We start from the raw sequence: 22,798 nt of genomic DNA on the forward strand, positions 1-22,798 counted from the left end.
TTACTCACCTAAAGCAGACTGCATTTGATGAAAAAGCTCTCCACGTTGGAGAGCTTTTTTGATCAATCGAGAATAACGTGGGGAATATAGCGCGCCATATCTTGCGTGACTAAACTGCTGTCTTCTCGAATGGAAATGCCGGCGGCTTTGTCATTGACTAACCAGCTGCCAATCAAAGTATGGCTCTGACCAAATTTCGGTAGCGGATGATATTGCTGGACGATGTTTTGGCTCGATTCGTACGGGCCAGGAGTTTTCACTAAACGCTGTCCATTTTTGACGATCTCTATGTTTGCGCCTTCGCGAGAAAAAAAAGGCTTGATGACATAGTCTTTCAAACTGCTCGCTTTTGGATCGTTCGCAAAATACGCAGGCAGGAGATTAGGATGATTTGGAAAACGCTCCCAAAGCAACGGTAATAGCGCTTTGTTAGACAGAATCGACTTCCACATCGGCTCTAACCAATTCACACTCGAAGTTGCGAGATACTGGCTGTATTGCTCTTCGAACATGAATTCCCACGGGTAGAGTTTGAACATCCAACGAATCGCTCGGTCATCGGCATCAACAAACTGCCCTTCTTCTGTCACACCAATATCTTCGACAAAAACAAACGCCGTAGCTAAACCAGCTTCACGGGCGCAATCTTCCAGATATTGCACTGTGCCTTTGTCTTCTTCGGTGTATTTGCAGCAACTGAAATGCAACGTCTGCCCCGGTTGCAATTTGGCGATCTCGGCGAAGCGCTCAATGAGGAAATCTTGCAGAATATTAAACTGATCCGCACTTTGGTGGATGCGGCCTTTGTTAACCACATCTTCTAACCATACCCACTGCCAAAAGCCTGTTTCAAACAGAGAGGTAGGGGTATCTGCATTGTTCTCTAGAAGTTTTGCTGGTGATGAACCGTTGTAAGCAAAATCCATTCTTGAATAGAGGGATGGCTCTCTGCGTTGCCAAGAGGAAGCCACTTGGGACCACATGGCTTCAGGAATGGCACATTGCGTCAGTAATCGCTCACTTCGTACGACCTCGTCCACGATTTCAAGACACATTTGATGAAGCTCCTCGGTTGGGTCTTCAATGTCTTGTTCGATTTGGGAAAGAGAGAATTGATAGTAAGCACTCTCATCCCAGTAGGGTTGGTCATACATAGAATGGAAACCAAAACCAAACTGGCGTGCTAAATCACGCCAGTTTTCTCTTTCTTGTATTTCTCGTCGAAACATCGCTGTTAACCGCCACGACTCACTGATACTGCTTTACCGAATCCACCTCGCGACATGGCACGGCCAATCGTACCGCCACCTCGCTTGTTTAGGTTACTCGTCGCCACCTTAGTCGGTTGATTACGGTAAGAGCCGTAGAACTGCCCTGCGCCGTTGTAATACTTGGATTTGTAGCGATACATCGGCTCTGAATAGTAGCTTTTGTTGTAACCACTTAAACCGCTGACTGCACGGCTGAAGAAGTATCCTCCCACAAATGGTACGTAAGAACGGTGGCGTGAGCTGTAGTAACAATCGTCTTCGTAGAAATCGTCTTCACACTCGTACTCATTGTTATAGCGTGGTGCGTTTTCTTCTGCTTTCGCCATCGCTTCTTGATACGCGATTTCACACTGTTCGCTGAACTCTGGCGCATCCGATTTACACTCATCCGCATCGGTGTAGATGTAACCTTCCGTTTTCGATTCGTGTGTTGCCAGAAAGAAGATGCCACCAAAAGCAACGAATGGAATGATTCGTCCAACTTTAAAGCTTTTGTCCATTGAAGAACGTTTGACGTTAGAACTGCGTTTCATCGCTCCTCCTAGTACGTCATGCAAGCCGCGTTCAGCACGCCGACAGAGACAGAGACGGCAGCTAGCACAATGCCCGCTGGCACTTCATCATTCTCAATACGCTCTGAGACTTTTGGCAAAAGAATGAAACGTACGATACCAAACGCAATGATTTGCGCGAGCATGGCCACAACGCCCCACACCATGAAATCGACGATGTTCACTGAGTTAGTCGCCGCACCTGCAATCGCTAAGCAATAACCAAGGAACGCACCACTTAACGCAACCGCAGCCGCGGTGTTTTTCTCTTCTTTGATCAGGTGCCATTCATCGTATGGCGTCAGTTTGACGTAGATGAACTTGAACGCCAGTACGAAGATAATCGAAACAGAAAAATAGATAAGAAAGTTAGGAAAACCTGCCAAGAGGTCGGCAATCATGTGCATTATTTGTCCTTGTTCATGTCTGTCCAAGCGAAATCATCAATTCGCTCATCGGCAATATAAAACAGTTTAGTGCTCGGTGGCACTTTAGCACTGAGCTCTGGGTTAAGCTCAATGCCACTACCAAGATCGAAAGCGATCAAGGTCGCTTGATGGTGCTTCTTAATGAACCCAAAGATCGTCTCGACCGTCGTCGTTGGTTGATCTTCAGGGTAAATCACAGAGTACTGAGTCATACCACGTGTTGAAGCCAACAGCTCTTGATGGAGTGCACTTGAGCCCGGATCCACCGCCGCTTTGGCAAGCATCTCTGCCCCTACAGCTGGGATACATTCCGCTCTCGGGCAGTGCTGGCTCAACAATCGGCCCAACGCATCGTCTTTGAAGTAAGCGAGCAAGTGTGCATCAGGATTCACAGAGGCACAATACAAGGCGGCTGAGAGGGTGATGTCATCGGTGAGATTATCAACAATGATACAGTTCGCTTCGGTGATGTTGGCGTTCTTCATCTCCTGCGCATCGGTATAGCTGTTAACCTTGATAAAACCAATCTCACCCGGCAGTGGGTTTTCAATGTCTGAACGACTGCACAAAACGATTGGACGCTTGCCATGTTCTTCATGTTGCAACATGCGGATCAGATGCATGGTACGTGCGCCATTCCAACCCAATAATACGATATGGTTTTCCACTCTTACTCTCCGTTTGCCCAATATTCCCGCTCGCCAATAGTCGACCGCGCTTCCCGCCACTCGTCCCAAAATGGCGGCAAATAAGCTCAGACCACCAGGGATGATAAACAACACAACTACCCACTTGCCCATATCGGTGACGGGTGAATGATCGCCATAGCCCACTGTAGAGGCAGTGACCATAAGGTAGTAAATGAAGTTCGAGAAGTTATCGGTTAGTGCGTGCTCTCCCGCGAGGGCCAGCAACAACCATGAGATGGCAATATATGCGCCACTAATGACAAGAAGGTTTCGGTTGCTCAATTTGAAAAGATGGGTACTTAGCCACTTTTTCAGTACTAGCCATACAGCCATAAGTTTCCGATTCCTTTCTGATTGCTATAACTAAATACTAACTCATTGATTGTAAGAAACAAAAAAACCAGCCATATTCGGCTGGTTTTTGAGATTTGTCGTAGCAAACTTTGGTCTGAAAAACTGACTAAGCGTTGCCTTTCACCTGCATATTGAGCTGCTCTGCGAAATCTAACATGCGGTTCAGTGGGATCAGAGATTTCACACGTAGTGCTTCATCAACAAAGATTTCGTGCTCTGCGCCACCTTCACTCAATGCTTTTTCAATCGCTTTAAGGCCGTTCATAGCCATCCAAGGACAGTGTGCACAGCTGCGACACGTTGCACCCGCGCCTGCCGTTGGTGCTTCAATCAGCTCTTTTTCTGGCACTAGCTGCTGCATCTTAAAGAAGATACCTTTGTCAGTAGCCACGATCATTTGTTGCTGAGGAAGCTCTTTCGCCGCTTTGATTAGCTGACTTGTAGAACCCACTGCATCGGCAAGTTCCACCACACTCGCAGGAGACTCTGGGTGCACTAGGATAGCGGCATCTGGGTATACGTTCTTCATCTTGCGTAGTGCATCTGCAGAGAACTCATCGTGAACCACACACTCACCTTGCCATAGCAACATGTCTGCGCCTGTCTTGTTCGCGATGTATGAACCTAGGTGACGGTCAGGGCCCCAGATGATTGGCTTATCTTCTGCGTCTAGGTGTTCAACAATCTCTAGAGCGATGCTTGATGTAACTACCCAATCAGCGCGCGCTTTTACCGCTGCCGACGTGTTTGCGTATACCACGACCGTATGGTCAGGGTGTGCATCACAGAATTCGCTGAACTTGTCTGCTGGACAGCCAAGATCAAGAGAGCATTCAGCCTCTAGCGTTGGCATCAGAATGCGTTTTTCAGGCGTAAGGATCTTTGCAGATTCGCCCATAAAGCGCACACCACCAATGATCAGTGTGCTTGCTGGGTGACGGTTACCAAATTTCGCCATTTCTAGCGAATCACCAACAAAACCGCCGGTCTCTTCAGCCAAAGCTTGGATCTCAGGATCGGTGTAGTAGTGCGCGATAAGTACCGCGTCTTTCTCTTTAAGCAGCTTTTTGATTCGCTCGATGTAATCGGCTTTTTCTTCTTGGCTTAATGGGATTGGTTTTGGAGGGAATGGGTAAACTGTCTCGATTTTATCTAGTATGTGGCTCATTGCTCTTGCTCTACGCAACTTCCTTTAATCCGAGTATTGTAACCTTGTTGATTTTCAAAAACCAACCCGTAACCGGAATTTATAGCAGTCTAGCCGTATATCTTTGTTGTAAGTAACAATTCTAACTGTAGAGAATGAACGCTTGTTACATCTCAGCTCAGCAACGCAGAGACGAATATCGAGAAGAATTGATGGGGATTGAGGCATAGGGAGATAAGGAGTAGAAAGAGATAGGGATACAAAAAACAAAAAGGGAGCCTCTGCTCCCTTTGATATTGTCTTGCTACCGATTAGGCGTGATTACTTCAGCTTAGAGCCTGCAACTTTCGCCGAGGCACTGCCCGGGTACTCATCAACAACTTGCTGATAGTATTTCTTCGCCTGTGCGTCATTTTTGTTACGCTCTGCGATATCGCCTAGCTTAACCAATGCGTCTGCACGCTTGTTGGAATCTTTGTAAGAAACCACAGCAGCAAAGCTTTTCACGGCCTCTTTGTCCTGTTTCTTAGCGAAGTACAACTGACCTAGCCAGTAATGCGAGTTCGCTGAGTAAGTTGAATCAGGATAGTCCTTTTGGAACTGTTGGAATGCAGCGATCGCGCCAGTGTAGTCGCGTTTCTTAAGGATCAAGTCCACCGCATCTTGGTAAGCCGTTTGCTCATCGGCATTCGATGAGTACTTACCACCCGTTTCCGCTGGTTTGGTTTCTTTTACTGGCGCAGCTTTCATTTCGCCACGCACTCGATCTAACTCAACGAACAACTCTCGCTGACGTTTCAGCATTTGCTGCATCTCGTAGCTGTTGCGCTCTAACTGACCACGTAGATCACTGATCTCTTGTGACATTTGGTCAATTTGCTCTTGCATTTGAAGCTGAACGCGGTTGCGATTTTGCAGCAAGCGCTCTAAACGCTCGATGTCGCTTTCTGAAGAAGATCGAGTAGATACTGATGATGTGCTGTTGAGATCTGATACTGGAGCTGGTGCAGCAAACGCGAAGTTCGCTGCACTTGCCAGTAACGTAAGCGTAACAGCGCGCTTAGTGTTACTGAACATGAGGTTTACCTCGAATTAGTATACTAGAACCGCACGACGGTTCTTAGCGTAAACTTCTTCAGATTGACCTAGAAGAAGTGGCTTCTCTTCACCGTAGCTAACGATAGAGATTTGGTCAGCTTGAACACCTAGTGCTTGTAGGTAGTTCGATACTGCTTCAGCACGACGCTCGCCAAGTGCGATGTTGTACTCAGGCGTACCACGCTCATCCGCGTGACCTTCAATCGTTACTTTAAGAGCAGGGTTCTTGCTTAGGTAAGAAGCGTGAGCTGCTAGCATTTCTTCGTAATCGCCCGCGATTGTTGAGTTATCAAATGCGAAGTAGATAGTTTGAGTTTCACGTAGCGCTTGCTCTTTTAGCTCTTGCTCCGTTAGCTGACCATTTGGATCGATCGGCGTTACTACTGTTGTTTCTGAAGCACCAGTGTTTGTTTCTGCACCAGTGTTAGAAGCAGCGTCATCACTTGAACTACATGCTGTCATAGCCATCACAGGAATCGCGATTAGTAGCCCTTTTAGAACCTTGTTCAGTTGCATCTTATTTTCCTTTATTAATCAATTTTTCTTACTACAAAAACGGTGACCATGCGGGAGCTCTTACACGCCCATTTGTTGCCGGTAATCTAGCTTTAAATCGACCATCAATTGACACCATCGATAGTACGTTTTTCTTGTTGTAAATCGAGCTATAGATAACCATGCCACCATTTGGGGCAATGCTCGGAGACTCATCAAGCAATGTTTTTGTTAGAACCTGAAGAGCGCCTGTTTCCAAATCTTGTTTAGCCAAGTTGAAACCCGAATCACTGCGATTCACCATAACTAGGAATCGACCATCAGGGGTGATTTGACCACCTAAGTTTTGGCTGCCTTGCCAAGTCAAGCGGTTAGTAGAGCCGCTGCCCAAATCTACTTGATAAATCTGTGGTTTACCACCCCTGTCAGATGTGAAAATCAGTGATTTACCATCAGGGTGCCAGAACGGTTCTGTATTATTTGATCTGCCACGCGTAATTTGTGTCAGCTTGCGAGTTTTCAGATCCAAAGTGTATACCTGAAGCGAGCCAGTCTTAGAAAGTACCAGTGCTAACTGACTGCCATCTGGAGAGAATCTTGGCGCACCATTGTGACGAGGGTATGAAGTAATCTTCTCGCGCTCGCCGGTATAGATGTTCATGATGAAGATTTCAGCTTGGCCATTTTGGAAGCTAACATAAGCCAGCTTTTGACCATCTGGAGACCATGCAGGAGACATCAGTGGCTGCTTAGAACGCAGAACTAAACGCTCGTTGTAGCCATCATAATCCGCCACGCGAAGTTGGTAAGGGAAGTTATCTTTATCGTTCACTACCACGTAAGCAATACGCGTCATAAACGCACCACGTTCACCCGTCAACTGCTCGTAAACCAAGTCAGAGATGCGGTGTGCGTATTCACGCATACGTGGGCCTTCAACTGTTGCAACCTTGTTGAACAGAACATGATCTTTAGAAAGGACTAGCTCACCGTCACCACCCAATGCTTTGCTCTTACCACCAGTTAGCTGGCCGCGCACTACGTCAACCAATTGGTAGTTGACTACGTAGTTACCCTGCTCGTTCTTTTTGATTGAGCCAGTAAGCAATGCGTCCACACCTAAGCCGGTCCACGCGTCAAAGTTCACCTCTGATTCGTTGAATGGCGTTTGGGGCATTTTGCTGGTTGGTACCGGGCTGAATTTACCACTGCGTTGCAAGTCAGAAGCAATCACAGCAGAAATATCGGTAGGAAGCGGTTCACTGCCTTCCCATTTGAATGGAACAACAGCAATTGGTCGTGCTGAATCAATACCATCGGTAATCACCAGCTCTAATGCAGCATGAGCTACACTCGTCAGACTGCCAAGCAGTACAAACATTCCTAGTAAAAGACGTTTAATCACGGCTTATCCCTTATTGTTGTAGTGCGACCGTAAGGTTAATATCCTTCAGCCTTTGGTTAACTGTTGAATCGGTAGACATTGGAAAACTTGGCACTTGTGCGATTGCACTCTTTGCAGCCGCACATACTCTAGAGTCTCCAGAAAGCACACTCACCGATGAGACTATCATGTCTGCCCCTGTCGGAATCAGCTTAATGTTAACTCTACACTCCTTTCCCAATAGGTAGTCGTCCTTTAGCAATTTGCTTTGAATAAGCTGAGTATAGATTGAGCTGTAACGAGAAACTTCGTCAGCGACAAATTGCCCTTGTGCCTGTTGGTTTGCACTCGACTCACTTTCTAGACCGGCAAAGATGTCATCCAGTGCCGCTTCTTGTTCTTTACGCTCACGCTCGATTTGCTCAAGACGCTCTTTTTCTTTACGCGCTTTCTCTGCGGCCTCTTTGGCTGCCTTTTCTTTCGCGATGCGTTCTTGTTCGGCTTTTGCTGCAGCTTCGCGTTCACGTTTCGCTTTTTCTTCCGCTTCTTTCGCGGCTTTCTCACGCGCTACACGTTCCTGCTCTGCCTTACGTACTGCCTCTTCTTTGGCTTTACGCTCTTGCTCGGCTTTTGCCGCTTGCTCTTTCGCTTTGCGAGTGCGTTCTTCTTCGGCCTTACGTTCTTGTTCTTTCTTCTTGCGAGCAGCTTCAGCTTCACGAGCGGCTTTGGCGTCTTTTGCCTGCTGCTCTTTTAGCTTACGAATCTGTTCTTCTTCAGCTTTGCGGTTTTTCTCAAGCTGCTCAGCTTCACGTCTCAGTTTATCCAGACGGTCTTGCTCTTTCTTCGCGGCTTTTTCGCGTTGCTGACGAATCTCGTTCGCTTGTTTCTGAACAAGTTTTGGATCAATCACCACGGCCTGAACCATCTGCCCTGTCGGCTCTGGTTTCGACATTGTGAAATCCGTACCCCAAAGCAGAGCAACGACCAACAGCGCATGCAAACCAACCGATATCGCTATCGGCTTGGTGTATTCTTTGCGTTTCTTCTTGTTGTCTTTCATAGATGTACGATGTCTATTCCTTGATATCGGTCATCAGACCCACTTTTGGGATGCCTGCACGACTTAACTCGTCAAGCAAAAGTACAACGTCAGCGTATGGCGTTGCCGCATCACCACCGACTGCAACAGGTGAATCAGGCTTAATCTCACGCTCGGCTTTCACACGCACAATCACGTCTTGTAGTGATAGACCGCGTTGAACCTCTTCATCATTCACGCTCAGACCTAAATTGCCGTCACGATCGATTTCGATAATGATGAAGCTGCTGTCAGTATCACCAGCCAGATCTTGCATGGATTCAGCCGTCGACGTTTGTGGTAGATCCACATCCACGCCTTGAGTCACAAATGGAGCGGTCGCCATGAAAATGATCAACAGAACAAGCATCACGTCAATGTAAGGTACGACGTTGATCTCTGCAGTCATTTTACGCTTTTTAGGTTGGTAACCCGCCATGACTTATTCCTTACTTGCGCTGTCTCGACCCGCCATCGCTTGACGGTGCAGAATGCTGTGGAATTCTTCAGAGAAAGTTGCGTATGTGTGTTCTAGCTTACTTACTTTGTTACTTAGACGGTTGTAAGCCATTACCGCAGGGATTGCCGCGAATAGGCCCATCGCTGTCGCAATCAGTGCTTCTGCGATACCGGGCGCTACCATTGAAAGCGTTGCTTGCTTTACCTCACCTAAAGCGATGAACGCGTGCATGATGCCCCAAACGGTACCAAACAGACCAATGTATGGACTGATAGAACCAACCGTTGCAAGGAATGGTAGGCTGGTTTCAAGTTCATCAACTTCACGAGCAACGGCGACGCGCATTGCACGGCCAGTACCTTCCATGATGTAAGCGGGTGAGTTTGCGTTGCTCTTACGTAGGCGTGCGAACTCGGTAAAACCTGCGTAGAAGATTTCTTCTGTGCCCGTGATGTCGTCTTTGCGGCCTTTCACTTTTTGATAAAGCTGTGAAAGATCCGTGCCCGACCAAAATTTGTCTTCAAATGACTCTGCATCTTTTGATGCTTGAGATAAGACTTTGCTGCGCTTAATGATCATAGCCCATGATGCGATTGACATGCCTAGCAGTGTCAACATCACAAGCTTTACCAACAGACTGGCCTGAAGAAAGAGATCTAAAATGGAAATATCAGCAGTCACTATTTGTTAGCTCCGAATTGATAAATGATGGAATCGCAATTGGCTTCATTTTCTTATTATCGATACATGCTACCTTAACCATTGCCTTGCACAATGTTCTGCCTTCATCATTGACTAACTCTTGACAGAATTGCAAAGAAGCACGTTTGATTTCTGACACTCGGGTTAGAACGGTCAAATGCTCGTCCAGCCTAGCGCCTTGGTTGAAATCGATATCCATGTGTCGGACAACAAAGCCTATGTTTTGTTCCAATAACACATGTTGGGAAACGCCTTTTTCACGCAACATCTCAGTGCGTGCACGTTCAAAGAATTTCAAATAATTTGAATGATATACAACGCCGCCCGCATCCGTGTCTTCGTAATACACGGTGATCGGCCAGCGGAAGGGATTTGATGTGCCTTGCAAGGGAGTACCAGTAATTTCAATTCTTTAAAGCAATTACTATAACTGAAGCGGCAGTAATTGGTACTGAGCGAAGGGAATATTTTTGAATTTTGTAGAAAAAATAAAAGCCAGACAAACTGCCTGGCTTTTATTCGATGATTTAGTAACCGACTTTATTTCAGAGTGTAACGCTTACATGAAATAGAGTGCAGTTAGATAAATTAGGATAGCGAGTGAGAAGTAAGGGCTGAACAATACTTGCCAGTACCAGCTTCTCGGTTTAAAACCCACGCCATACACCATGCTTGAGCAACAAGCCCAAATCAATGCTGGCGCGATAAACGCATTAAAGCCACCAATTTCTCGATGGTATGCGTTTGGGTCCCACATCACCAATCCAACGTGCATAAAGCCGAGGATTAAGGCCAAGACTCTCAACAGAGTCTTGTCCATTGGTGCGTGAAGTTTCGCTACCTTGTCAGCGAGATTACTCACTGTCTTTATCCATCATTTCTGAGTGCTCTAACCAAAGAGCGTTGATGATACCGAATGCACAAGCAAGTAGTACACCTAGAATCCATGCGAAATACCACATAGTAATAGCTCCTTAGTAAAGTGAGTTTTTGTTGTCTTCGATGAACTGATCATCCAAGCGACCGAACATCTTGTAGTAAGTCCAAGACGTGTAAGCCAAGATGATTGGAACCATTACAAACGCTACGCCTGTCATTAGGTTCAGAGTCAGCTCAGATGACGTTGCATCCCACATTGTTAAGCTGTGGCTTGGCACTAGGTCTGATGGCATGATGAATGGGAACATCGCAATACCAGCAGTAAAGATAACGCCAGCGTTACCTAAGCTTGATGTTAGGAATGCAATACCACACTTCTCTAGACGAGATGCCAATACAGCTAGAAGCGGCATAGCAACACCCAATACAGGTGCAGCCCATAGTAGTGGGTAAGTTTCGAAGTTCGTCATCCACGCGCCTGCTTCACGGATAACCTCTTTGTTTAGAGGGTTAGACGCTGCTGCAGTGTCGATACCACCTACGATTACGTAGCCTTCAATGTTTTGGATCCAGAAGCCTGCTGCTACGAAAGCAACCACTGTTAGTAGGCCAGTAAGCTGAGCTACGTTACGAGCACGAGTGTGTACTTCGCCAGTTGTTTTCATTTGCAGCCAAGTTGCGCCTTGCATCAGGATCATGAACAAGCTTACTAGACCACATAGCAGAGCAAATGGGTTTAGTAGACCGAAGAATGAACCGTGGTACGTTGGCATTAGGAATTCGTTCAACTGGAACGGAACACCTTGTAGAAGGTTACCAAACGCAACACCAAAGATGATTGGTGGAACGAAGCCACTGATTGAGATACAGATATCCCAAGTGTTACGCCATTTTGGATCTTCAATTTTCGAACGGTAATCAAGACCGATTGGACGTAGCCAAAGTGCCGCTAGAGTTAGGATCATCGCTAGGTAGAAACCAGAGAACGATGTCGCGTAAACCAAAGGCCATGCTGCGAACAATGCACCACCTGCAGTGATAAGCCATACTTGGTTACCATCCCAGTGCGGAGCGATTGAGTTAATCATCACACGACGTTGCGTGTCGTTTTTACCGATTACAGGTACAAGCGCGCCTACACCCATATCGAAACCGTCAGTAATCGCGAAACCAACTAGTAGAACACCGATCAGTACCCACCAGATGAATCGCAAGATTTCGTAATCAAACATCTTGTTGTCTCCTTGCCTTACGCTTCTACTTGGCGACTAACTTTGTCTTCAACAGAGTCAGCGTTTTGCTCGAAGTGGTAGCGACCTGTTTTCAGGCTGCTTGGACCTTTACGAGCGAATTTCACCATTAGGTATACTTCTGCGATTAGGAACACAGTGTATAGCGCTAGGATTGCGAATAGTGAAGTCCAAATCTGACCTGCAGTCAGTGCAGATGCAGCTACGTGAACTGGTAGAATTTCACCTACTGCCCAAGGCTGACGACCGTATTCTGCGACGAACCAACCTGCTTCGATCGCAATCCATGGAAGTGGAATGCTGAACAATGCAGCCTTAAGAACCCAAGGTTTCTGTTCGATCTTCTGACGACATGTTTGGATGAATGACGCACCGAATACGAATAGCATGATGAAACCACACGCAACCATGATACGGAATGACCAGAATAGTGGCCAAACTGTTGGGATAGAATCATCCGCAGCCGCTTGAATTTGATCTTCTGTCGCATCAACAACGTTTTCTGTGTAACGTTTTAGAAGTAGACCGTAACCTAGGTCACCTTTCACTTCGTCAAACGCAGTCATGTTTGCTTCAGACTTGTCGCCTGCGCGCAGTTTTTCAAGTAGCTCGTACGCGTACATACCTGTACGGATACGGTCAACGTGCTCTTCACGTAGATCGTGTAGACCTGTTACTTGCTCGTCAAATGAACGCGTTGCGATGATACCCATTACGTAAGGGATCTTGATTGCGTAATCGGTGTTCATTGTTTCTTGGTTTGGAATACCAAATAGCGTGAATGCTGCAGGCGCAGGCTCTGTGTGCCATTCTGCTTCAACTGCCGCTAGTTTCACTTTTTGAACTTCACCCAACTCGTAACCAGATTCGTCACCTAGAACGATTGTCGATAGGATTGCTGCCATACCGAAAGATGCTGCGATAGCAAATGAGCGACGAGCAAACGCCACGTCACGGCCTTTCAGTAGGTAGTATGAACTGATGCCTAGAACGAACATTGCACCACACGTGTAACCTGACGCTACTGTGTGTACAAATTTAACTTGCGCTACTGGGTTTAGAACAACGTCTGCAAAGCTCACCATTTCCATACGCATGGTTTCGAAGTTGAACTCAGCGCCTACTGGGTTTTGCATCCAGCCGTTCGCGATAAGAATCCAAAGTGCAGAGAAGTTAGAACCTAGAGCAACCAACCAGGTTACCGCCAAGTGTTGACGTTTCGATAGACGATCCCACCCGAAGAAGAATAGACCAACAAAAGTTGACTCCAGGAAGAAAGCAACCAGTGCTTCGATCGCAAGTGGCGCACCGAAGATGTCACCTACATAGTGGGAATAGTAAGACCAGTTCGTACCAAACTGGAACTCCATGGTAAGGCCGGTAGCCACACCAAGTGCAAAGTTAATACCGAACAGCTTACCCCAGAACTTGGTCATGTCCTTGTAGATTTGCTTGTTCGTCATTACGTACATCGATTCCATAATGGCCAAAAGGAAGGCCATACCAAGGGTCAATGGTACGAATAGGAAGTGATACATCGCTGTCAGTGCAAACTGCAACCGCGACAGATCAACTACGTCAATCATGGTAACTCCTATGTGTCGGCTGAATGACACTCTCTACATATTGCAATCCATACACAAGTGTTATTTACACTTGAAAAATGTTGAATTATCACAACGCTTTGTTGCAAAAATGTGCTTCGTTGGTTAGTTAATTGTTAAGCATCAGCTAATATAGCTGGGCCTAATATTACTTCTAAAAACAGTTTGTTTCAAAAGGTTTATAGCAGGAAAGCGCTTTGATATATATCAATCTTTAGGCGTCGAATTTGAACAAAAATCCATCAATTTGATCTAGATCAAACGATATTTAAAAGGGATGTTAAAGGAGCGTAATCAGGAGAGAGATTTATCAGTTGGCTAAGAACATAGAGTTAACAACCAATAAGTTTTTATTACCTATTTAGTATTAGAAGAGATTTAATAAATGAGAGGTTGGTCAACATTGGTGAAAAGCTGAGCACTACGTGCCCAGCGTTGAAATCTTACTTTTCAATTCCGAAATGCAAATAAGCACGATCGGTGGCAATTCTACCACGCGGAGTGCGTTGCAAATAGCCTTGTTGGATTAGATATGGTTCAAGAACGTCTTCGATGGTGTCTTTCTCTTCACCGATCGCCGCTGCCATGTTGTCCAAACCAACAGGTCCACCACCAAACTTCTCCATGATCGCTAACAGCAGCTTACGGTCCATATAATCGAAACCTTCGGCATCGACATCAAGCATGTTCAATGCTTTGTCTGCGGTATCAGCACAAATATGACCGTTGCCTTTTACTTCCGCATAGTCACGAACTCGGCGTAGCAATCGGTTAGCAATACGTGGCGTGCCACGAGCACGGCGAGCAACTTCTAACGCCCCTTCCGACTCCATAGATAAGCCCAAACAGTCAGCACTGCGCTGAACGATATCTTGCAGGTCTTTCACTTTGTAGTATTCAAGACGCTGAGTAATACCAAAACGGTCACGCAATGGTGATGTCAAAGAGCCTGCACGCGTCGTTGCACCGATCAAAGTGAAAGGTGGTAAATCAATTTTGATAGAGCGTGCCGCCGGACCTTCACCAATCATAATGTCTAACTGGTAGTCTTCCATCGCTGGATACAACACCTCTTCAACCATCGGGCTTAAGCGGTGGATCTCATCAATGAACAACACATCGTTTTCTTCTAAATTGGTCAACAGCGCCGCTAAGTCCCCTGCTTTCTCGAGTACAGGGCCAGAAGTGGTACGAATGTTCACTTCCATCTCATTGGCAACGATGTTCGCAAGCGTGGTTTTACCCAAACCTGGAGGACCAAAAATCAAAAGGTGGTCGAGCGCTTCATTTCGCAATTGAGCGGCTTTGATGAAAATCTCCATCTGATCACGCACGTGATCCTGACCTTGGTAATCCGCCAGCTTCTTAGGACGAATCGCACGGTCGATGACGTCTTCTTCACGAAACGAAGGATTTTCTGGCGCGATTAAACGATCGGCTTCAATCATATTGTTCCCTTGGGCTTTCCGTTACACCATTGATTTTAGTGCTTCACGGATCAGTTGCTCACTGGTCATATCCGGTTTAGCGATCTGAGAAACCACTTTCGACGCTTGAGTCGGCTTGTAGCCTAGAGCAAGAAGCGCACTGATTGCCTCTTCTTCTGCGTTGTTAGAAGCCGCAGAGCCAGAGTCCGCAGGTGCTGCATCAGTAAACGGAGTAAACAGATCGCCAGCGCCCCACCCTTTCAGGCGGTCTTTCATTTCAACGACGAGGCGTTCAGCCGTCTTCTTACCAACACCCGGTAGTTTCACAAGCGTTGAAATGTCTTCACGCTCTACACAAGAAACAAATTGGCTCGCCGTCATGCCTGAGAGGATACCCAGACCTAGCTTAGGACCAACACCGTTCGCTTTGATCACTTCACGGAATAGCGCACGTTCTTTGACTGTGTTGAAACCGTAAAGCAATTGCGCGTCTTCACGTACAACAAAGTGAGTATAAATAATGGCTTCTTCACCGACGTTTGGCAGTTCGTAGAAACAGCTCATTGGCATCTGAACTTCATAACCAATGCCATTAACTTCAATTAAAACTTCAGGTGGTTGCTTTTCAAGCAGAGTGCCGCGAAGACGTCCAATCACTATAAATACTCTTTGGAAATGAATTTGCGACAGGATAATAAAGAACTGGATAGACATCCAGTCCTTTATGCGGTGGGGTTAGATTTTTGAGACAACTTGATCAAGTTGCTGTGTGAGGTTGCGTACCGCGACTACTTGCCCGTTCAGCTCGTTGCCGTATTGCGCGACAGTTTCGGCAATAGTTTTGGTGTTCACTACACCGTTAGCCACTTCACTGCTGGCTTCATCTAACTCTTTTAAAGCCGTCATTTGCGTTGCCATGATGCCGGACAAACTCTGCACATCATGAGAGATGGTGGTAACTTGCTGGATAATGGTGTTCATTCGCTCTGTGCTTGACGTCACAACGCTTTGACCATGCTTCACTTCTTGTTCACTGCGATCAAGCAAGTTACGAATTTCCACGGCCGACTGACTGCTCTTAGCCGAAAGATCTCGTACTTGGTCCGCAACTACCGCAAAGCCTCTGCCCTGCTCACCCGCTCGCGCTGCTTCAATAGCGGCATTGAGTGCCAACAAGTTGGTTTGCTCTGCGACCGAGGTAATCAAGTCTGCCACTTTCATGATGTCTTCATGGCTGGTAATAATCTGGCTGATCGCTTGGGTTGAATCCTCCAGTAATTCCGAGCTTTTCTCAGCTTGTTGATGCACGTCTTCACTCTTCTCACGCAGCTCTTCGACAAACTTGCTGGACTCTTCAATCCCCGTCGCCATGTGATGCACTTGCTGACTCATTTGCTCGGCTGCGCTGGCTTGGGATTCACTGTTTACATTGAGCGCATTCACTTGAGCATCTAATTGTGATGATTGTTCGTCCAACACTTGGGAGACTTGTTTCAACTCACTTGAGTTTTGATTCGCCTGTTCTAACACCTCAGCTAAACGCAGCTCTCCTTCTGTTGCCTTCTGCGCCACCAACTCACTTTCTGCTTTGGCTATCTCTGCACTTTCAATCGCGATGTCTCGCTGCTTGGCGGTAAAGGCTTGTGCAATACAAATCACCACCAGCGGTAACACGGTGCCTGACCATATTTCCACACGCTGGGCAGATTCAGACAACACAAGTTGAGGAAAACCAAAACCAGACACATGCTGATACGTCATTACCGCAGAAAGCACTATCACTAACGCGCTCCAAGAGATCGCCATGATACGAGTGCCAGATAAAAAGAAAGCGACGACTAACAAAGGTACCCAGTAAGTTTGGGTTGAATCGACCACACCACCACTTTGATAGATGATGTTAAGCGCATGCACTGACATGCCAACAAAACCCAAATTGAGCGACAATGCTGGTTGCTTGAACCATTTCAGGCTGAAGGCGGATATCAGTTCGAGTGCGATTAAGAGTATTGATGTGAAAATTAAGCTTTCATGTCCATGTTTGGACCATTTGATCAGGCTGTAGATCCCGACGAGGAAAGCGATGAGGGTAAATAGAGAGAGGATGTCGGCTTGACGTTGTTGTGTTCTCGTCCATTGAGTTTGGCGCGGCATAAATGCACTGCGCCACAGCGTGGCTGGATTCATGTTCAATCTTCCTTGATTGATTTCTTATTAGACCTCTGACCACTATAGTTTTGTAACATTTTCTCAACAAATTTAATCCTTAAATCTGTCTGAGATGTCTCATTTTTAATACGAGAACACGCCTAACGGTAACGACCTTTTCTTGCACTAGTTGCTTTGCCTGCAAGCGCCACCAGCGTCTTATTCGTGTTAGCGTGACAAATAGCAACACCCAACGCATCGGCAGCATCGGCTTGAGGCTTGGCTGGCAATTTAAGCATGTGTTGAACCATATGTTGAACCTGTACTTTGTCTGCGCCACCTGTACCTGTTACCGCTTGTTTAATAAGGCGAGCGGCGTACTCATGCACCGGAAGATCCGCATTCACTGCCGCCACAATCGCACTACCACGCGCCTGCCCGAGCTTTAGTGCAGAATCAGCGTTCTTCGCCATAAACACTTGTTCGATGGCAAATACATCTGGTTGAAACTGGGTGATGATTTCCGTCACGCCTGCGTAGATTTGCTTGAGACGACCTGGCAACTCTTTTTCTGAAGTGCGAATACAGCCGCTACCTAGATATTGCAGATGACGACCTTGTTGGCGAATCACGCCATAACCAGTAATACGAGAGCCTGGGTCAATACCCAAAATAATTGACATGAAGAGTCCTAATCAATAACTCACTAAATTTATTAGAATATATGCCATTAAAACAAAAACTCCCGCAGGTGCGGGAGTTTTTTCTTTAATTGTTGTGCGCTTATTCTGCGTCTTTTTCTTTCGCAACTGTTACTGCAATCGCTAGCTCTTCTAGAGCCGCTGGGTTTGCAAGGCTTGGTGCGTCTGTTAGTAGACACGCCGCCGCAGTTGTTTTAGGGAACGCGATAACATCACGGATGTTCTCTGTACCACATAGTAGCATCACTAGACGGTCTAGACCGAATGCAAGACCAGCGTGTGGAGGCGTACCGAATTTCAGAGCGTCCAGTAGGAAGCCGAATTTCAGTTGTTGCTCTTCTGCATTGATACCTAGGATATCGAATACTGCTGCTTGCATTTCTGCGTTGTGGATACGTACAGAACCACCGCCAACTTCGTAGCCGTTTAGAACCATGTCGTATGCGTTTGAGTTCGCCGCTGCTGGGTTCGCTTTTAGCTCTTCCGCTGTAACACCTAGAGGCGATGTGAATGGGTGGTGCATAGCGTGTAGGTTACCTTCGTCGTCTTCTTCGAACATTGGGAAGTCAACAACCCATAGAGGAGCCCATGTGCCTTCTTTAGTTAGACCTAGGTCTTTACCAAGTTTAAGACGAAGTGCGCCTAGTGCTTCAGCAACGATGTTAGCTTTGTCTGCGCCGAATAGGATGATGTCGCCAGATTCCGCTTGAGTGCGATCTAGAATACCGTTGATCACGTCTTCGTTTAGGAACTTAGCTACTGGAGATTGGATACCTTCCATGCCTGCTGCACGGTCGTTAACCTTCATCCATGCTAGACCTTTCGCACCGTAGATACCTACGAATTCTGCGTAGCCGTCGATTTGCTTACGAGTAAGCTCTGCACCACCTGGTACGCGGATAACTGCAACGCGACCTTTCTCGTCGTTTGCTGGGCCAGAGAATACTTTGAACTCAACGTCTTTCACTAGGTCAGCAACGTCTACTAGTTCTAGTGGGTTACGTAGGTCTGGCTTATCAGAACCGAAACGACGAATCGCTTCGCTGAACGGCATTACTGGGAATTCACCTAGGTCAACGTTCAGTAGCTCTTGCCACATTTCACGAACCATTTTCTCAGTCGTTGCACGAACTTGGTCAGCCGTCATGAATGACGTTTCGATATCGATCTGTGTGAATTCTGGTTGACGGTCAGCACGCAAGTCTTCATCACGGAAACACTTAACGATTTGGTAGTAACGGTCAAAACCAGACATCATTAGAAGCTGTTTGAATAGCTGTGGAGACTGAGGAAGCGCGTAGAAGCTGCCTTTGTGAACACGGCTAGGTACTAGGTAGTCACGAGCGCCTTCTGGTGTCGCTTTTGTTAGTACTGGTGTTTCGATGTCTAGGAAGCCGTTGTCATCTAGGAAACGACGAACGAAGCTAGACGCTTTAGCACGTAGCTTGATGCGGTCACTCATTTCTGGACGACGTAGATCTAGGTAACGGTACTTCAGACGTTGCTCTTCAGAGTTCTTTTGGTTGAAGTCTAGAGGCAGAACATCAGAACGGTTGATGATTTCAAGACCTTTCGCAAGGATCTCAACTTCACCTGTTGCCATGTCTTTGTTTACTTGGCTCTCTGGACGAACGCGAACTTCACCAGTTAGCTTGATACAGAATTCATTACGAAGTGTGTTAGCCACTTCATACGCATCTGCCATATCTGGATCAACAACTACCTGAACGATACCTTCGCGATCTCGCATATCGATAAAAATAAGACCGCCTAAATCACGACGACGGTTAACCCAGCCGCAAAGTTCTACAGTTTGTCCTGCAAGGGACTTGTTCAGGTGACCACAGTAATGGGTACGCATAATGAAATTCCCAATCTCTCAAATATTGTTAACTACGCTCTGTCAGCCTCATTGCCGAGCAGAGTAAAGATCCATTTATACGCTGAAAGCCTATGAAAATCGACTACTCAACATACAATTAAGTGTGTTTTATCATTCATTGGTGGTTTTTAGTACAACAAATGTTCAAAAGCGCACCAAAGCGAAAAAATTGGTGGGGATTATAGCGTGAAATTACCTATTTCAGCAAAACTCTCGTAAAGTGGGCTCAGGAAAAAACGTAAAGCAGAGATATGGATAATTTACCCCTTCGACTTGGATTGACCATGTGGTCGCACAACCAGTGGCAACAAAGCTTTTATGGTAGTGGCACCAAGCCTGCAGAGCGACTCGAAAAGTACGCGCAGGTGTTCCACACTGTAGAAGGCAACACCACCTTTTACGCCACACCGACGCTCAACACGGTGCAAAACTGGAAAGCCGCGACTCACGACGATTTCAAATTCACCTTTAAGTTGCCAAAAGCCATTACTCACGAGCAGATGCTCAGAGGTTGCGACGAGCAGTTACGTGACTTTATGACGATCATGGAACCACTTCATGAGCGTGTTGGGCAATGGACGATTCAGCTTCCTGCCGCTTTTGGGCCTGAGCATCTTGAGCGCCTGAAGAAGTTCTGTGCCAGCTTTCCGCCGAATTTCCCACTTGGGGTGGAAGTCCGTCATATGGCTTTTTTCTCCAAAGGTGAAGAAGAGCGTGCGTTGAATCAGTGGCTGTTAGAGAGCGGCATTGACCGCATTATTATGGACAGCCGCCCTGTATTTGCCGCGCAGCCGACAACAGAAGCGGTGATCGATGCCCACCAGAAAAAGCCTCGCGTTCCGGTGCATGCAATTGCAACCGCCAAGCATCCAATGATTCGTTTTATTGGCCATCCAGATATGGACGATAACCTGCGCTTTTTCGAACCTTGGTTGAAGAAACTGCCGATGTGGATTGAACAAGGCATTCAACCGTACTTGATGATTCACACGCCAGATAACGTCTTAGCACCAGAACTGGCTGAAAAGCTGTATAAGCAGCTACAACTTAGGTTCTCACTGCCGAACTTGTCTGTATTTCCTGCCAACGATGGCAACTCGCAAATACAAATGTTTTAGACAAGCTTATAATTAAGCAAATGACAGAGGCGCGAATTTCCCATAAAATACGCGCCTTTTTTGATGCCTGACATTTCAGGCGGCTTGTATGCAGAGATTTGGTTATGAACCCTAAGAGCAATCCAGATACTATTTTTTCGGCTCCAATCGATAAAATTGGGGATTTCACGTTTGATGAACGCGTAGCGGAAGTTTTCCCTGACATGATTCAACGATCGGTGCCGGGTTACAGCAACATCATTTCTGCAATTGGTATGTTGGCAGAGCGTTTTGTTAAGCCTCACTCAAACATCTACGACCTAGGTTGCTCTTTGGGTGCTGCTACGCTTTCCATGCGTCGTCATATCAAACAAGAAGGTTGCCAAATCATTGCAGTGGACAACTCTCCTGCGATGGTTGAGCGCTGTAAGCTTCACGTCAACGCGTACCGCAGTGATACGCCAGTTGATGTAGTCGAAGCAGACATTCGTAATATCGAAATCGAAAACGCATCTGTTGTGGTGCTGAACTTTACGCTGCAATTCCTTTCTCCAGAAGATCGCTATGCGCTACTAGAGAAAATCTACGCGGGTCTGCGTCCGGGCGGTATTTTGATTCTGTCTGAAAAGTTCGTGTTTGAAGATGAAGTATCTAACGAGCTGTTAATTGACCTTCACCACGACTTTAAACGTGCGAATGGCTACAGCGAACTAGAAATCAGCCAAAAACGCAGCGCGATTGAAAACGTGATGCGCCCAGATTCAAAGAAAGATCATAAAGAGCGTTTCGCAGAAATTGGGTTCTCAAGCTACGACGTTTGGTTCCAGTGCTTTAACTTCGGTTCGATGTTTGCGATTAAATAAGCTTCGCAACACAGTTCGCTCTCATTAGGACGTCATCCTCAAGAGCGAGGAACGAGCGAGTTGGGGATATCTTATCAAAACCGATCAAAACCGAGATTCCCTATCACGTTCGTCCCTCACTGTAGGGAATGACACATTTAACTTTTACCCAGGGTCTGCTGACTCCATAAACTCAGTGAAAAACTATGTTTAATTTTGCTAATTTTTATCAGTTAATCGCTCAAGACACTCGTCTTCAGCCGTGGCTAAACGTATTACCTCAACAGTTAACAGATTGGCAAAATGCTGAGCACGGTGACTTTGGTCGCTGGCTGAAAGCGCTGAACAAGATCCCACAAGGTGCCCCAAACCAAGTGGACATCAAAAACTCAGTAACCATCAGCAACGATACGCCTTTCCATGAAGGTGAGCTGAAAAAGCTAGAAAGCCTACTGCGTACATTCCACCCATGGCGTAAAGGCCCATACACTGTGCACGGTATTCATATCGATACCGAGTGGCGCAGTGACTGGAAATGGGATCGCGTGCTTCCGCACATCTCGCCACTGAAAAACCGTAGCGTATTAGATGTGGGTTGTGGCAACGGCTACCACATGTGGCGCATGCTAGGTGAAGGTGCACGCCTAACGGTTGGTATTGACCCTTCTCACCTGTTCCTAATTCAGTTCGAAGCGATTCGCAAGTTAATGGGCGATGACCAACGCGCTCACCTTCTTCCATTAGGGATTGAACAGCTACCTAAGTTAGAAGCGTTCGACACCGTATTCAGCATGGGCGTGCTTTACCACCGTCGCTCTCCACTGGATCACTTGGTGCAGCTAAAAGACCAGTTGGTATCAGGCGGTGAGCTTGTTCTTGAGACACTCGTTATCGAAGGCGATGAGAACGCGGTATTAGTTCCGACGTCTCGCTACGCGCAAATGCGTAATGTGTACTTCTTCCCTTCAGCGAAAGCGCTGAAAGTGTGGCTAGAACTGGTTGGCTTTAAAGATGTGCGCATCGTAGATGAAAACGTAACGACGGTTGGTGAGCAGCGCACGACCGATTGGATGACACATAACTCACTGCCGGATTACCTTGATCCAAACGACCCGAGCAAAACGGTAGAAGGCTACCCTGCCCCTCGTCGAGCGGTACTTGTGGCAACCAAGCCATAATTAACTGAGATTTCTGACATTGTCTTAACTCACTCCCCCCGTTAAGACATTAACCTCTCTTCAAATCTAATTAAGGATGCATATTGCGTCCTTAATTTTTTGGCTTTTCGTCACTATTCCTCACTCTGTAAGA

Annotated in this window: 24 protein-coding genes; 3 read left to right on the plus strand and 21 right to left on the minus strand. The window is 46.7% G+C overall.

Annotated features, from left to right (window positions below):
- Positions 1–62: 62 nt before the first annotated feature.
- From GXP65_RS09450 to aspS, 21 genes are all read right to left on the minus strand, one after another.
- Positions 63–1,229, minus strand: coding sequence for a glutathionylspermidine synthase family protein (locus GXP65_RS09450; protein WP_162092659.1), 1,167 nt, complete (start codon positions 1,227–1,229; stop codon positions 63–65).
- A gap of 5 nt (positions 1,230–1,234) precedes the next feature.
- Positions 1,235–1,804: a DUF1190 domain-containing protein gene (locus GXP65_RS09455; protein ID WP_103413399.1), complete on the minus strand. Its 570-nt coding sequence runs from the start codon at positions 1,802–1,804 to the stop codon at positions 1,235–1,237.
- Positions 1,805–1,812: 8 nt separating this feature from the next.
- A complete protein-coding gene (locus GXP65_RS09460; RefSeq protein ID WP_005426232.1) occupies positions 1,813–2,229 on the minus strand; it encodes a DUF350 domain-containing protein in 417 nt (138 codons plus the stop codon).
- Entirely contained in the window at positions 2,229–3,272 is a 1,044-nt protein-coding gene (locus GXP65_RS09465) for a potassium channel family protein (protein ID WP_162092660.1), read from the minus strand. Before GXP65_RS09465 ends, GXP65_RS09460 begins: the two co-directional genes overlap by 1 nt.
- 127 nt (positions 3,273–3,399) lie before the next feature.
- Positions 3,400–4,461: a quinolinate synthase NadA gene (gene nadA / locus GXP65_RS09470; protein WP_162092661.1), complete on the minus strand. Its 1,062-nt coding sequence runs from the start codon at positions 4,459–4,461 to the stop codon at positions 3,400–3,402.
- Positions 4,462–4,761: 300 nt separating this feature from the next.
- Positions 4,762–5,517 (minus strand): tol-pal system protein YbgF, encoded by a 756-nt coding sequence (gene ybgF, locus GXP65_RS09475; RefSeq protein WP_038889163.1) that lies wholly within the window; start codon positions 5,515–5,517, stop codon positions 4,762–4,764.
- Between the two features lie 15 nt (positions 5,518–5,532).
- A complete protein-coding gene (gene pal / locus GXP65_RS09480; RefSeq protein WP_005426291.1) occupies positions 5,533–6,054 on the minus strand; it encodes a peptidoglycan-associated lipoprotein Pal in 522 nt (173 codons plus the stop codon).
- A gap of 31 nt (positions 6,055–6,085) precedes the next feature.
- Entirely contained in the window at positions 6,086–7,438 is a 1,353-nt protein-coding gene (tolB, locus tag GXP65_RS09485) for a Tol-Pal system beta propeller repeat protein TolB (RefSeq protein ID WP_005426162.1), read from the minus strand.
- 10 nt (positions 7,439–7,448) lie between these two features.
- On the minus strand, positions 7,449–8,477 hold the full coding sequence (tolA, locus tag GXP65_RS09490; RefSeq protein WP_038889165.1) for a cell envelope integrity protein TolA: 1,029 nt from the start codon (positions 8,475–8,477) through the stop codon (positions 7,449–7,451).
- A gap of 13 nt (positions 8,478–8,490) precedes the next feature.
- A complete protein-coding gene (gene tolR, locus GXP65_RS09495) occupies positions 8,491–8,934 on the minus strand; it encodes a protein TolR (RefSeq protein WP_009842719.1) in 444 nt (147 codons plus the stop codon).
- Positions 8,935–8,937: 3 nt separating this feature from the next.
- Positions 8,938–9,636 (minus strand): protein TolQ, encoded by a 699-nt coding sequence (tolQ, locus tag GXP65_RS09500; RefSeq protein ID WP_005426224.1) that lies wholly within the window; start codon positions 9,634–9,636, stop codon positions 8,938–8,940.
- Positions 9,626–10,045: a tol-pal system-associated acyl-CoA thioesterase gene (gene ybgC, locus GXP65_RS09505; protein WP_162092662.1), complete on the minus strand. Its 420-nt coding sequence runs from the start codon at positions 10,043–10,045 to the stop codon at positions 9,626–9,628. Before ybgC ends, tolQ begins: the two co-directional genes overlap by 11 nt.
- A gap of 171 nt (positions 10,046–10,216) precedes the next feature.
- Entirely contained in the window at positions 10,217–10,519 is a 303-nt protein-coding gene (gene ybgE, locus GXP65_RS09510; RefSeq protein ID WP_005426209.1) for a cyd operon protein YbgE, read from the minus strand.
- A complete protein-coding gene (cydX, locus tag GXP65_RS09515) occupies positions 10,512–10,619 on the minus strand; it encodes a cytochrome bd-I oxidase subunit CydX (RefSeq protein WP_000270284.1) in 108 nt (35 codons plus the stop codon). Before cydX ends, ybgE begins: the two co-directional genes overlap by 8 nt.
- Positions 10,620–10,631: 12 nt before the next feature.
- Positions 10,632–11,768: a cytochrome d ubiquinol oxidase subunit II gene (cydB, locus tag GXP65_RS09520; protein WP_038889166.1), complete on the minus strand. Its 1,137-nt coding sequence runs from the start codon at positions 11,766–11,768 to the stop codon at positions 10,632–10,634.
- 17 nt (positions 11,769–11,785) lie between these two features.
- Positions 11,786–13,372: a cytochrome ubiquinol oxidase subunit I gene (gene cydA, locus GXP65_RS09525; protein WP_038889167.1), complete on the minus strand. Its 1,587-nt coding sequence runs from the start codon at positions 13,370–13,372 to the stop codon at positions 11,786–11,788.
- A gap of 461 nt (positions 13,373–13,833) precedes the next feature.
- Positions 13,834–14,838 (minus strand): Holliday junction branch migration DNA helicase RuvB, encoded by a 1,005-nt coding sequence (ruvB, locus tag GXP65_RS09530; RefSeq protein ID WP_005426235.1) that lies wholly within the window; start codon positions 14,836–14,838, stop codon positions 13,834–13,836.
- A 21-nt stretch (positions 14,839–14,859) separates the two neighbouring features.
- Positions 14,860–15,474 (minus strand): Holliday junction branch migration protein RuvA, encoded by a 615-nt coding sequence (ruvA, locus tag GXP65_RS09535; protein ID WP_043882971.1) that lies wholly within the window; start codon positions 15,472–15,474, stop codon positions 14,860–14,862.
- 78 nt (positions 15,475–15,552) lie between these two features.
- Entirely contained in the window at positions 15,553–17,004 is a 1,452-nt protein-coding gene (locus GXP65_RS09540; RefSeq protein WP_162092663.1) for a methyl-accepting chemotaxis protein, read from the minus strand.
- A gap of 122 nt (positions 17,005–17,126) precedes the next feature.
- Positions 17,127–17,648, minus strand: a complete 522-nt coding sequence (ruvC, locus tag GXP65_RS09545) for a crossover junction endodeoxyribonuclease RuvC (RefSeq protein ID WP_005426231.1) — start codon at positions 17,646–17,648, stop codon at positions 17,127–17,129.
- 100 nt (positions 17,649–17,748) lie between these two features.
- Positions 17,749–19,527 (minus strand): aspartate--tRNA ligase, encoded by a 1,779-nt coding sequence (gene aspS / locus GXP65_RS09550; protein ID WP_005426152.1) that lies wholly within the window; start codon positions 19,525–19,527, stop codon positions 17,749–17,751.
- A gap of 272 nt (positions 19,528–19,799) precedes the next feature.
- Between aspS and GXP65_RS09555 the strand changes: the two genes are divergently transcribed.
- The 3 genes from GXP65_RS09555 (at position 19,800) to cmoB (ending at position 22,665) form a co-directional block, all read left to right on the plus strand.
- Positions 19,800–20,666, plus strand: a complete 867-nt coding sequence (locus GXP65_RS09555; RefSeq protein ID WP_162092664.1) for a DUF72 domain-containing protein — start codon at positions 19,800–19,802, stop codon at positions 20,664–20,666.
- Between the two features lie 104 nt (positions 20,667–20,770).
- On the plus strand, positions 20,771–21,508 hold the full coding sequence (gene cmoA, locus GXP65_RS09560) for a carboxy-S-adenosyl-L-methionine synthase CmoA (protein ID WP_005426299.1): 738 nt from the start codon (positions 20,771–20,773) through the stop codon (positions 21,506–21,508).
- A gap of 185 nt (positions 21,509–21,693) precedes the next feature.
- Positions 21,694–22,665 (plus strand): tRNA 5-methoxyuridine(34)/uridine 5-oxyacetic acid(34) synthase CmoB, encoded by a 972-nt coding sequence (gene cmoB, locus GXP65_RS09565; protein ID WP_005426262.1) that lies wholly within the window; start codon positions 21,694–21,696, stop codon positions 22,663–22,665.
- Positions 22,666–22,798: the final 133 nt, after the last annotated feature.

Source organism: Vibrio sp. LB10LO1, assembly GCF_010092875.1.
Lineage (GTDB): Bacteria > Pseudomonadota > Gammaproteobacteria > Enterobacterales > Vibrionaceae > Vibrio > Vibrio campbellii.